The sequence below is a fragment of the Streptomyces sp. NPDC088817 genome (assembly GCF_044750345.1).
Taxonomy (GTDB): Bacteria; Actinomycetota; Actinomycetes; order Streptomycetales; family Streptomycetaceae; genus Streptomyces.
Genome location: NZ_JBIVJN010000016.1, coordinates 148,883 through 161,435, shown reverse-complemented (window position 1 = coordinate 161,435; position 12,553 = coordinate 148,883). Strand labels below are relative to the sequence as shown.

The window sequence follows — 12,553 nt, the reverse complement described above, 5'->3', positions numbered from 1 at the left end:
CGGGGCCCCGCATCACGGGTCCTCGCACCACGGTCGCCGTTCCGAGGAGCATCACATGCAAGTGCTGATCGTTCTCGTCGTCGTGATCGGCCTTCTGGCCGTCCTGGCCCTCGCCCTTTCCGTGAAGGTCGTCAAGCAGTACGAGAAGGGAGTGCTGTTCCGCTTCGGCCGACTCGCCGGAACACGCTCCCCGGGGCTGCGGTTCATCATCCCGTTCGTCGACACCCTGCACCGGGTGTCGCTGCGGGTCGTCACCATGCCGATCCAGTCCCAGGGCATCATCACCCGCGACAACGTGAGCGTCGACGTCTCCGCGGTCGCCTACTTCCGCGTCGTCGACGCCGTGAAGTCGGTCATCGCCGTCGAGAACGTCCAGGCGGCCATCAACCAGATCGCGCAGACCACCCTGCGGAAAGTCGTCGGCCAGCACACGCTCGACGAGACCCTGTCGGAGACGGACCGCATCAACCTGGACATCCGCAAGATCCTCGACGTCACCACCGCCGAATGGGGCGTGCAGGTCACGCTGGTCGAACTCAAGGACATCCAGTTGCCCGACACCATGAAGCGCGCCATGGCCCGCCAGGCCGAGGCCGAACGGGAGAAGCGAGCGAAGATCATCAACGCGCAGGGCGAATCGCTCGCGGCAGCGGCGCTCGGCGATGCCTCGGACACCATGATGGCCCACCCCCTGGCCCTCCAACTGCGCAACCTCCAGAGCCTGGTGGAGATCGGCGTCGACAAGAACACCACCGTCGTCTTCCCCGCCCCCCTCATGAGCACCATCGGCGAACTCGGCTCCTTCCTCACCCGGGAAGCCGCGGCGGCCGCAACCTCCGCGGCGCCGCCACCGGCCGGTACAGGCCGCACCGACAAGCCCCTCAGGCCGGCCGGCGCCGCGCCCGGTACCGCCGCGTGACCCGACTGCCGGGTGGTGGCACCCACCTCCTACCGCGGTCGGTGGTGTGGGCAGGCGATCCGCGCCGCGCAGGGCGCGTGACCAGTGCCGCGGCAGACAACGTCCGCCAGTGAGGAGCGGCGTCCGGTGCGTGCTCCGGGGCCCCGGTTTGACCCGGAACAGCACCGCGGCCGCACCTGCGAGGTTGTTGCCGTGCGCGTCGCGCGGCGCGGTCCTCGCAAGTGCGGCCGCCGCGATCTGGCACCCAGTCCGGCCAGGCGGTCAGTCGCTCACTGACCGCCTACGACCACTAGAAGTGTTCGAATGACTTGTCTGAGCTAGCTCTTGTGGCTGCGGCCCCAGTTGGCCTTGCTCTTGTGGCCGTGGCTCTTGCCGCCCTTGTGCTTGCCGTGGCTCTTGCCGCCCTTGTGCTTGTGGCCGTGCCCCTTGTGGCAGTGGCAGGACGTCCCAGGAGGCCCGGGAGGCCCGGGAGGCCCGGACGGCCCGGCAGGCCCCGTCGGTCCAGCAGGCCCGGACGGCCCGGCAGGCCCCGTCGGTCCGGCAGGCCCCGTCGGTCCGGGAGGCCCCGTCGGTCCGGCAGGCCCCGTCGGTCCGGGAGGCCCCGTCGGTCCGGGAGGCCCGGGCGGCCCTGTCATGCAGACCGCCCTCGTGATCACGTTACTGTCCAACGTGACCGCGCCATTGCGCGCCAGCACCCGGCCCTCGACCGCGGCGTTGGTGTTCACCGTGATGGATGTCAGGGCCAGCACGTTGCCCTTGAAGAAGGAATTGGTGTCGAGGGTGGCGGAACTCCCCACCTGCCAGAACACGTTGCAGGCCTGTGCTCCGTTGACGAGCAGGACGTTGCTCCCCGGAGCCGTGATCAGAGTGGAGCCGATCTGGAAGATGAAGACGGCGTTGGGGTCACCCTGGGCGTCAAGGGTGACCGTCCCGGTGAGATTCAGCGACGACGAGGCTTTGTAGACGCCCGGGGTCAGCGTGAGTCCGCCGATGTCGCCCGGGGAGGTCAGGGTGGTGGTCGGGGCTCTGCCGGCCGCGTCGTTGTAGGCAGTGGTCAGGTCGGACTGGGCCTGGGCGGCGGCAGCATCGGCGACGTGCTGCACTCCGTTCACGATTCCGGGCGGGAAGCCCGTCACCGAGGACCCGGGACTGACTCCCAGGTCGCCGTTGACGACCGTGGGACCCGTATTCGTGACCGTTGAACCGGCCAGGACCGCGTAACTCGTGGCGGTTCCCAATCCCACCGGGGCCTCGGCTGCGCTCGCGAGGTTCGAGATCAAAGTGATCGACATCAGCAACGCGACCGCGGGCAGCATGACGACAGTCGCTCTGAATCTCAGTTTTCGTCGTTTCCCTGGAGGAACGGACGGGAGGGTATCCATTGCCATGGACGAGTCCTTTCTCGTCACCATTGACACAGTCGCCGGACAGCCGAGCGTCCAAGGCAGTTCGTCAGGTGACAGGCCGCTGAGCTCGTGACGACAGCTCACGCATTCGTGATGTACCGTCACTCGCCGACATAAGTTACTCGTATCCGCACACAAAGGTGCGTATAGGCGCCGAAGAAATGCGATGGCGTGGCGTCGCCCTATCGGGAGGACCAACGGCTCACCCGGTCATCGAGTTGGTGAGCCGGCCGGTCGGTGTGACGGAATTGGTAACAGCCGGCACCTTTGACGGGGTGCTGAGACACGTATGGGATTTCGGGTCCGGGCAGGAGCGCTATACGTGGAAGGGCACGGTGGTGATGACGATTTTGGGGAGGGATCGCAGGGCGCGGCGCAGGCGTGGGGCGGTGCGGCTGTGGAGGAGTTGGTGGCGCCGGTGCCGGGTGATGATCTCGGGGAGGATCACTGTGAGGGTGAGGTCGGGGTGCTGCCGGTGCAGGGCCTCGATGTAGCGGACGAGCGGTGCCACGGTGGCCCGGTAGGGGGAGACCACGATCTCCAGTGGGAGGTGGTCTCCCCACAGCGTCCAGTAGGCGCGGACCCGTTCGGCTTCCTGGGGGGTGAGGCTGATGTGGAGGGCGAGCACGGGCTGGCGGAGGGAGGCCGCGTAGGCGAGGGCCCGGATGCCGGCGAGGTCGAGCGTCGCGATGGCGACGATGGTGAGGTGGCGGATCTCCCCGGGCAGTTCCTCGTTCTCCCCGTTCGTCCCCGGCCGCGCCGCGTGCCGTCGTTGGGCGGGGGCCTCGTGCGGCGCGACGGGGCCCGTGTCCGGTCCCACGGCGGTGCGCGCGGGTAGTTCGACGGTGTGCGGGCGCAGGCGCAGGCGTGCGCGGACGGTGGCGTAGTGGTGGTGGATCCGCAGGGTGAGCAGGAGGAAAAGTCCGACGGCGATGATGGCGACCCAGGCGCCCGAGGTGAACTTGCTGATGCCCGCGGTGATGAAGACGACGGCTGACAGGAGACCGCCCAGGGCGTTGAAGAGCAGGCTTTTGCGCCAGTGCCGGTCGCGCAGTCGCCACCAGTGAACGACCATCCCTGCCTGGGAAAGCGTGAAGGCGAGGAAGACACCGACCGCGTACAACGGGATGAGGGCCGCCGTCTGTCCGTTGAACGCCACGTAGACCAGGGTGGCGGCCACCGAGAGCAGGATGATCCCGTTGCTGTAGGCCAGCCGGTCGCCCAGGCGCATGAAGACCCGGGGCGCGTAGTCGTCGCGCGCCAGGAGGGACAGGACGCGGGGGAAGTCGTTGTACGCCGTGTTCGCGGCGAGGAGGAGGACGGCAGCGGTGGCGGCCTGGACGAAGACGTACATCGATCCGGAGCCGAAGCCGAGGTGGGCCAGTTGGGAGAGCACGGTCTCGCGGGTGCTGGGCACCACGCCGGCGAGGTGGATCAGGACGACGATCCCGGTGAACATGGCGATGAGCAGGCCCACCATCCAGGTGAGCGTCGTCCGGGCCTGGCGCCACTCGACGGACTTGAACGCCGGTACCGCGTTGGAGATGGCCTCGATACCGGTCATCGCCGTGGCGCCGGACGAGAACGCCCGCATGATCAGGAAGAGTCCCGCGCTCTCGGTGACCGTGACCGCCGGGGCGGGATGCGGCCGGAAGTCCTGACCTGCCGCGTGGACGAGCCCCGAGACGATGAGGGCGAACATAGCGATGATGAAGGCGTAGGTGGGGGCGGCGAACAGCGCGCCCGCCTGCCGCACGCCGCGCAGGTTTCCGGCGAGGAGAACCACGATCACCCCGACGCCGATGGGCACGGTGTCGGGGGTCAGCGCCGGGATCGCCGAGGTGATGGCCGCCACACCCGAGGCGACCGACACCGCGACGGTGAGGACGTAGTCGGTCATCAGTCCCGCCGCGGCCACCAGACCGGCCACTGGCCCCAGGTTGGCGCCGGCCACGATGTACGAGCCGCCGCCGTGCGGATAGGCGCGGATGGTCTGACGGTACGACAGCCCGACCGCCAGCATGAGGAACACGATCGCGCCGGAGACCGGGAACGAGTACGCCAGCCCGGCCGTCCCCGCGAGCACGAGGACCGCGAGCATGGCCTCGGGACCGTAGGCGACCGAGGACAGCGCGTCGGCCGACAGCACGGGCAGGGCCACGAGCTTGCGCATCCGCTCGGACACCAGGGCGGAACTCCTCAGCGGCACCCCCAGCAGGAGCCGCCGCGCCCACGTCGCACCACGCCTCAGCCGCCCAGGAGGCTGTTCCTCCGTGTCGACCTGCTCGCCCGGCGAAGACGCCCCCAGGGGCGAGAGGGGGACCAGGCGCCCGAACCGGGCCGGCCGGAGCTGTGCCGCAGGGGGGAACGCGCCCAGGTCGGGGTCGACGGGCAGGGCGCGACGCCAAGTCTCGGGAGACGCCGACACACGGCCCCAGGCACGGCCCACCCGGCGCAGGACGCGCAACTGTTCCTCGTCCAGTTCCGCCAGTTGCGCGGCAGGTCCGGGCGGCCCCGCCGACTCCCCGCCTCGACCACCGCGTGCATCCGTCACGCCGCGCAGTGTGGTCGATCAGCGCTCCCCGAGCGGCGATGACATGCCGGTCCGATGTGCCCGCCCCTCTTCCGCCGATGCCGCGACCGGAAAGGTTCAACGGCTCGCGGCGTCCGGCACGGCTCCCCAAGCTCTTCGAGCAGGGTGGACCCCAGCCGCGTTGTCGCATCACCCGAGTACATCCAGTACACGGGCGAGAGACGCGAATCGGGGCGGCCCCGACATCGTGCTTCGGCCAGGTCAGGTTCGCTGCGCGAGGCGCCGCGAAGACCTGGAAACGGCATCGTCCCCCTGCGGCGCGTGTCCGCACGCGCACGCGGGCCGTTCTCCCGGGCTCCCATCCCTTGATCGCATCGCCCACGACGTCCGGGACGTCGAGGATGAGGAGCACGGTCGCGGAGGCATGACGAGTGTCACGCAGGCGGCCGTCTCGCACACCCCCGTCCCGGAGGAGCCACTTCCCTGCCTCGATCCGCCCCCGGTTCGGAACGCCCTCGTCCCCGCCGAACCCCCGGACGACCATGTGCGGCAACCGCGACCCGGCCACACTGGAGAAGCACGGGCCACTGCCCCCGACGAGCCGGTACCGCTCGTGGCGGTCTCGCGCGACGGGACCACCTGTTCCGGGCCCTGGCGGAGTACGGCCCCGGAGAACTACCCGGCGCTTGGCGCAGGGCCTGAGCAGCGGGGCCCGCGGCGACGATGTCTGCGCTCTCCGCGGTGCTCAGCCGGGGCGGTCGCTGTCGCGTGCCTTCGTATCGCGGTTCTCCTGTGCCGACCGTTCGCGGCGTCTGGCTTCGGCGGCCTCGGTGATCAGGTGGGCCGCGTCGGCGGGGAGGCCCAGGTTCTTCTCCAGCCAGACGGCGTCCGTGCCCTGGGTGTGCGTGGCGAGGACCCAGGCGGCGTAGAGGCGTTCGCGGGACGGGGCCGCCGGGGTCCTCAGGGTGGCGCGGACCGCCTCCTCGGGGAAGCCGTCCAGGGTGTGGGCGGTGAACCACGACGTGTCGACCGGCTCGGCGGGCCGGCGGGCCCGTGGGCTTCTGAACGGACGGGAACGGCCCCGCCGTACCCTCGTCCCCACGATGAGGACGACGAGCGCCGCGCCCATCACGGCCGCGGCCACGCCCATGCGGTCGGCGGCGGGGAGCCTCGTCCACACCGGCAGCAGGTATGCCACCACACGATCTCCGTGGTGCGGGTAGGGCGGGATCACATCAGGGCCTCCCCTCACCTCTCATGTCTCCATCCTCACCCCGCGTTCCGGTCCTCGGCCAGGTACCCGATCCCGGGTCAGCCGATCTGGATGGCCTTGACCACCAGCAGCAGCGCGGCGATCACCAGGTAGCCGCGCAGCAGCCCCATGCCGAGTCTGAGTCCGGGGGACCAGACGACCGGCTCCAGCAGGGCGAGGGGAGGCATGCGCCAGCTCTCGCGTTCCGCGCGGGGGATCCGCGGAGGCGGAGGCAGTGCCGGGCCTCGGCGGGCGCGGATGACACGCAGTCCCACGGCCGCGCCCAGCAGCCCCACGACCAGCACACCGGCGAGCCACAGCGCGATCCGGGTGGTGTCCAGCGACGGGAACAGGGTCGTCGCGACGAGGATTCCGGACAGCGTCAGGAGCACCGCGATGACGCTCGACGCCACCATGTTGAGCCAGCGCGGATTGACCCAGGGACCGAGGACCGCCCGGTCGTTGCACAGCAGCAGCAGGAACACCGACGCGGAGGGCAGGAGCAGTCCCGCCAGCGCCTGAACGGCGGTCGTGATCAGGCCGAGGGGCGCATCGGGGATCAGCACGACGGCGGCGGCGAGCAGGACCATCCCGGCGTAGGTCCCGTAGAACGCCTTGGCCTCGCGGAAGCTGCGGTGCAGGGAGTGGCGCAGGTTGAACACGTCACCGAAGGCGTAGCTGGTGGCCAGGGTGACCGCCGCGGCGCCGATGATCGACGCGTCCAGGAGCACCACCGCGAACATCACCCCCAGGACGTGGCTGTGCCCGCCCAGGGCCTCGGCGACTCCCAGCGCGTCGGTGAAGTTCCCGGCCGCGCCCGTACCGCTCACGGCGTAGTCGGCGACGACGACGATCGCGACGGCGCCGCCGATCACGACGAGGGAGCCCAGCACGGTGTCCGCGCGCTCATGGCCGACGAACCGCGGTGTGATGCGCTTGTCGATGATGTTGGACTGCTGGAAGAACAGCTGCCAGGGGGCGACGGTCGTACCGACGATCGCGATGATCAGCAGAACGGCCTCCGAGGTGACCCCGCCTCGCACACCCGGGACGACCAGGTGGTGCACGGCCGCTCCGTAGCGCGGGTGGGACATCAGCGCCAGTGGCACCAGCAGCAGGCTGACGGCGATGAAGGCGAACATCGCGCGTTCCCAGCGCCGGAAGCTGCCCGAGGCGGTGATCGCCACCAGGGCGACGGCGGCGACGGGCACGGCGATGTACTTGTCGACGCCGAGGTAGCTCAGCGCGAGCGAGACACCGATGAACTCGGTGACGATCGTCAGGAAGTTCAGCACGAACAGGTCGCCGACGCTGAACCAGCCCCAGAACCTGCCGAAGCGCTCGTTGATCAGCCGGGCGTGCCCGACACCGGTGACGGCGCCGAGGCGGACCACCATCTCCTGGTTGACGATGAGGACGGGGATGAGCAGCAGGAGCACCCACAGCAGGCTGTAGCCGTAGTTCTGGCCCGCCTGGGCGTACGTGGAGATCCCGCCGGCGTCGTTGTCGCCCACCATCACGATCAGGCCGGGGCCGACGATCGCCAGGAAGGTCAGCAGCCGCCGCTTGAGACTCCGGCTGGCGTCCGCCTCCTCCAGCCGGATACGTCCCAGCGCGCCCTCGATGTCACCGAGGTGGGCCTCGTCCAATACCGCCGTGGGGCGGGAGCAGGGGCCCGCTGGTGGCGTGGTGGGGGTGGTGTCGGCATCCGGGAGGGGGGATGGGGATGGGGATGGGGATGGGAGCGTTGGTGGGGGGCTCTTGTCAGTGGGGGTGCCGTCGTGTGCCGGCGTCGCGGCGCGCCCTCGGGCGTCGGGGGTGACCGGTGGGACCGGTGGGCTCGATGGGACCGATGAGCCTGATGGCCCGTCCGGGGCTGCGGGGTGCGCATCGGCGCCGTGCGCCTGTGGGCGCGGGGCGGGATCGGGCGTGGGCTCGAACCCGGCCGGGGGTGGGCCGGGCTCAGTGGGCGAGCCGGGGGACGGGGCGGGCCTAGCGGGCGGGCCACCGGCCGGGCCGGGCCTAGTGGGCGGGCCAAGGGGCGGGCCGGGCTCGGGGGACGCGTCCGAGAGCGGACTGCCGGACTTCCGCGCGTCCGGGGACGGACTGCCGGACTTCCGCGCGTCCGGGCGCGCGCCCGGCGTACGTGGAAGATCTTCCGGCCGCGCGCCGGGCCGGGGCGTACGGCCCTTCGGACGGGCGCCAGACCTGGGCGGACCGTCCTCCGGGCGAACCCCCGCCTCGGGCCGACCATCCTCCCGGCAAGTCCCCGACTCAGGCCCACCATCCCCCGGGCCGGTGCCGGGCGGCGGCTGCTGCGGCGGGCGCCGGGCGGGGTGCCGGTCGGGCCGGGACTGCCGGGGTCCCCTCATGGTGAGGACTCCTCATGCCCCTCCAGGCCCTCGGCGCCGCCGGCACCAGGGGCCCCAGGAATGCTTCCGGCCTCGACGGCCCGGTGGGCGTCGGGTGGCGGGGCCACTTCCCGGCGCCGCCAGTCCTCCGGCAGCGTCGCCTCCAGCACGTCGTCGACCGTGATCACGCCGAGCAGGACCCCTTCGTCGTCCACGACCGGCAGGGTGATGAGGTTGTAGTCCGTCATCAGCAGGGCGACGTCCACCAGGTCCGTGTCCGGGCCGACGCGCACGGGATCGGCCTCGCTCACCTCGGCCAGCCGGAGTCCGGGATCGCTCTGCAGGACGGTGACCAGCCGGGCCCAGCCGAGCAGCCGGCCCTCCTCGTCGGCGGTGTAGACGCTGGTCAGCGCCTCCGGTTGGAGCCGGTTCGCGCGCCTGACCGCCGCCTCGGCCTCGCTCACCGGCGTATCCGGGGGCAGGGCCAGGAAGTCCATCCCCATCAGCCCCCCGGCGCTGGCGGGGTTGAACCCCATCAGGGTCAGCACCTTCGCCCGCTGTCCGGCGGGCAGCAGCTCCAGCACGGTACGCCGACGGCCCTGGCGCAGATCGTCGATGGCGTCGGCCGCGTCGTCCGCCCGCATCCGCGCCAGGACGGCGGCGATCTCCTCGTCGGTGCGGGCGTTGAGCAGCCGGGAGGCCCGGTCCTCCTCCAGCTCCTCGAAGACGTCGGCCTCCAGCTCCGGATCCTGCCGGACGTCGCCGAGGATCTCGCGTTCCTCGTCCCGGGAGGCGTCCTCGAGCAGGTCGGCGATCTCCGCGGGCCGCAGGCGCCGGATCCGGGCCGAGGGACGGCGGACCAGCGCGCTGCGGCTGTGTCCGATCAGCGGCTCGAACGCCTTCCAGTCGCGGCAAGCGTGCCCCGTCGCACGGTCCCCGAAGACCCCGAGCAGCCGGTGCGGGCGGTGCGTGTCCACGCCCGACAGCAGCCACTGCCCGTCGCGGTCGGCCAGTTCCAGGTCCTGCGCGCGGACCAGGCGGGCCTCGCCCACGTCGATCAGCCGGTGACCCAGCACGTCCGCCCGCAGCAGCACCTCACCCTCGCGCCGCCCGAACGGCCGCAGATCGAGCCGTGCGCTCTCCAGCTCCACCAGGCCCTCGGCGTCCAGAGCGGCCACCTGCTCGACCGGGACGAACAGCTCACGGCCGCCGCCCACGCCGACCACGAGCCCGGTCACCACCGGATAGTCGGCGCCGCGCAGCCGGACGATCACGTCGGAGAGCCGGCCGAGCGACCGGTCCCCCGGGTCCACCACGGGGCGCTTCACCAGCGACGACAGATGCACAGGCGCTCGCTCGCGGTGTGCGGCCGGCCGCGGCGAAGACGGACTCACGGTCATCGCTCTGCCCTGCCCGAACGTCGGCTGCCCCCGCGACCAACGGTATGAATCACTACAGACAACCGCAAACGCCCCACCGGCGGTGAGGCGGTATCCCGACCGGCATCTCAACCGGTGCCTTGAACGGCGTCTCGAACGATGTCTCGAACGACGTCAGGAACCGTCGTCCAACTGCCCCAGTTGTTCGGCGAGTTGGAAGAGGGCCGGCAGGGCGGTGGCGATGGCGGAGCGGGTCGTGTCGTCCAGGGAGGCCAGGGCGGCGTCCATGCGGCGTTCGTGGGCGGTGGTCCACGCGGTGAGCTGGTCGCGGCCGGCGTCGGTGAGGGTGACGACGGAGGCGCGGCGGTCGGCGGGGTCGACCTCGCGCGCGACCAGGCCCGTGTTGATCATCTGGCCGATCAGTCCGCTGACGGTGCTCGGTGCGAGCCGCTGGCGGGCCGCGAGGTCGCTGATCCGGGCGGGCGAGTGCTCGCCGAGCACCTGGAGCAGTTCGACCTGGGCCATGGGCAGCTTCTCCCACGGATAGTCGGTGCGGATCGAGGCCCGCAGGGCGCGGCGCAGACGGGTGACAGCCTCGGTCAGCAGACGGGCGTCCGGCGCCTCGGCGGCGGAGCCGGGCAGGGGAAGCTCGGAACGGGGCTGCGCGGACATGCGGAAAGGGTAGCCGGGTCCGCGCAGGCGCCCTCCGGCTCGCGGCGGCACCGGATCGTTCGCCGTCTCACGCGGGTGATTCGCGGTCTCACGCGGGTGGTTCACCGATTTCACTCACTTCCTCACGCCCCCAGTCCCGGCTGGGTACGCCGGTGGTCGCCCCGCTCCGGTCCCAGCCGGGCCGAGACCACGGCGACGGCGGACACCGCCACCAGGATCGCCGCGGACCACCGGGCGCCGGCCTCGGTTCCGCCGCCGGCCGCCAGGTGCAGGGCGAGGGTCACCAGCGCCACCCCCAGGGCGGTGCCCAGACCGCGGGTCATGTTGACCAGGCCGCCGCCGGTGCCGGAGGAACGGGCCGGGATCGCGCCCATGATCAGCGCGTTGTTGGCCGGGGTGAAGGTCCCCAGCCCCACGCCGACCAGGGCCAGCAGCGGCACCAGCCAGGCGATGGTCAGCGGAACGGCCAGGAGCGCGGCCGTGGCGAGGAGGAACACGCCGGCTCCGGTCAGGCACCGGCCGCGGTCGCTGAGGGAGCGTGGCAGCAGCCGGTCACCGCCCGTGGCGCCGAGGGCGAACCCGGCGGGCAGCGCGGTCAGTACCAGCCCCGCGGTCAGCTCCGAGGCCCCCCGCGCGGTCAGCACGACCGGCACCAGCACCAGCGGGCCGAACAGCACCAGGTATCCGCTGAGCGCCCCGACCAGCCCGAACGTCACCGCGCGCACCCGCAGCAGCGCGAGATCGAGCAGGGGCGCGGCGATCCGCCGCTGTCGGCGGGCGAAGCCCCAGCCGGCCGGCGCCGCCACGCCGAACAGCAGGACCACGCTCCAGCCGGGCACCGGCAGACCGGAGGCCGCGGACACGCCGAGCAGAGCGCAGGTCGTCGCCACGGCCAGCAGCGCCAGCCCGGCCCAGTCGAAGCGGGTCACCCTCGTACGGGCCCTGGTGCGCGGCAGCAGATAGTGCCCGCTCACCAGCGCGACCACTCCGACCGGCACGTTCACCCAGAACACCCAGCGCCAGCCCAGGGTGGAGACCAGCGCGCCGCCCACCGTGGGCCCCAGGGCGAGCCCCAGCGCCTGTGCGGCGGCCTGCACGCCGAGGGCGCTGCGCATCCGCCCGCGGGGTGCGCTGGTGGTCACCAGGGCGACGCTGTTGGCCTGCATCAACGCCGCTCCGGCCGCCTGCACCACCCGGAAGGCCACCAGCGCCGGCAGGGAGGGCGCCAGTCCGCAGGCGGCGGACGCCAGGGTGAAGACGGCGAACCCGTACAGGTACAGCAGCTTGCGGCCATGGGCGTCCGCCAGCCGTCCGGCCGGCACCAGCAGCGCCACCAGGGCCAGCAGATACGCCAGCGACACCCATTCCACCGCGGCGAGCGAGGCGTGGAACTCGGTGCGCAGGCTGCCGTATGTCAGCGTCACGATGCTCGCGTCCAGCTGGCCCATGAACGCCCCGAAGCACACCGTGGCCACGGCCAGCTTCCAGGCGTTCGGCCGCGACCGGATCCCCTCCGGGCGGGCCCGCTCCGCGGTGAGCACGGAGGGCCAGCGCGGGCGGGGCGGGGTACGCGTCGTATCCGGAGCCATGACCTCAGATTACATCGGTCACCGAACTATTCGGGCTCCGTCCGATCGGGCCTCCCGCGACGGCACCCCCTTGGCCTCATGAGTCCTCTCGGCCTCATGAGTTCCTTCAGTCCTCCATCACCGCGACCGCGTCGAACCCCGCCTGGCGCAGGGTCCTGTGCACGGAGCGCCGGGCTCCGCGGATGGTGAGCGAGGTCGCCGGCCACCGTGTGGCGGGCCGCAGCAGGGCGTAGGCGCAGGCGAGGTCGAGGTGGGTGGCCCCGCTCATGTCCACGACCCACTCGTCGGTCTCGCTCAGCGGCGGTGCCGCGAGTCGTTCCTCCAGTGGCCGCAATATCTGGGCACCGATGTCCCCGGTGAGGGCCAGCTCGGCCCGCCGGCCGTCGGTCGCCCTGATCATCAAGGGCGACGCGGGGAGATGCGCTGCTGTCATGGCGGCCTCCTTCGCGTCC

Annotated in this window: 9 protein-coding genes; 1 reads left to right on the top strand and 8 read right to left on the bottom strand. The window is 71.7% G+C overall.

All coding sequences use genetic code 11. From position 1 onward, the window contains the following. The first annotated feature begins 55 nt into the window (after positions 1 to 55). Positions 56 to 919, top strand: a complete 864-nt coding sequence (locus ACIP4X_RS27145) for a slipin family protein (RefSeq protein ID WP_358731968.1) — start codon at positions 56 to 58, stop codon at positions 917 to 919. A gap of 317 nt (positions 920 to 1,236) precedes the next feature. Here the strand turns inward: ACIP4X_RS27145 and ACIP4X_RS27140 are convergent, their stop codons facing one another. The 8 genes from ACIP4X_RS27140 to ACIP4X_RS27105 all read right to left on the bottom strand — a co-directional run bounded on the left by ACIP4X_RS27140 (position 1,237) and on the right by ACIP4X_RS27105 (position 12,534). Then, on the bottom strand, positions 1,237 to 2,235 hold the full coding sequence (locus ACIP4X_RS27140; protein WP_401351051.1) for an ice-binding family protein: 999 nt from the start codon (positions 2,233 to 2,235) through the stop codon (positions 1,237 to 1,239). 406 nt (positions 2,236 to 2,641) lie between these two features. Further along, on the bottom strand, positions 2,642 to 4,879 hold the full coding sequence (locus ACIP4X_RS27135; RefSeq protein ID WP_391458905.1) for an amino acid permease: 2,238 nt from the start codon (positions 4,877 to 4,879) through the stop codon (positions 2,642 to 2,644). A 724-nt stretch (positions 4,880 to 5,603) separates the two neighbouring features. After that, a complete protein-coding gene (locus tag ACIP4X_RS27130; RefSeq protein ID WP_358731972.1) occupies positions 5,604 to 6,059 on the bottom strand; it encodes a hypothetical protein in 456 nt (151 codons plus the stop codon). 110 nt (positions 6,060 to 6,169) lie between these two features. Next, positions 6,170 to 7,759 (bottom strand): Nramp family divalent metal transporter, encoded by a 1,590-nt coding sequence (locus tag ACIP4X_RS27125; RefSeq protein ID WP_358732138.1) that lies wholly within the window; start codon positions 7,757 to 7,759, stop codon positions 6,170 to 6,172. Positions 7,760 to 8,478: 719 nt separating this feature from the next. After that, on the bottom strand, positions 8,479 to 9,777 hold the full coding sequence (locus tag ACIP4X_RS27120) for a magnesium transporter MgtE N-terminal domain-containing protein (protein WP_401351048.1): 1,299 nt from the start codon (positions 9,775 to 9,777) through the stop codon (positions 8,479 to 8,481). Between the two features lie 237 nt (positions 9,778 to 10,014). Then, positions 10,015 to 10,512, bottom strand: coding sequence for a MarR family transcriptional regulator (locus ACIP4X_RS27115; protein ID WP_358731976.1), 498 nt, complete (start codon positions 10,510 to 10,512; stop codon positions 10,015 to 10,017). Between the two features lie 122 nt (positions 10,513 to 10,634). Further along, positions 10,635 to 12,101, bottom strand: coding sequence for an MFS transporter (locus ACIP4X_RS27110; RefSeq protein WP_401351046.1), 1,467 nt, complete (start codon positions 12,099 to 12,101; stop codon positions 10,635 to 10,637). Between the two features lie 106 nt (positions 12,102 to 12,207). Further along, positions 12,208 to 12,534 (bottom strand): STAS domain-containing protein, encoded by a 327-nt coding sequence (locus ACIP4X_RS27105; protein WP_358731980.1) that lies wholly within the window; start codon positions 12,532 to 12,534, stop codon positions 12,208 to 12,210. Between the last annotated feature and the right edge of the window lie 19 nt (positions 12,535 to 12,553).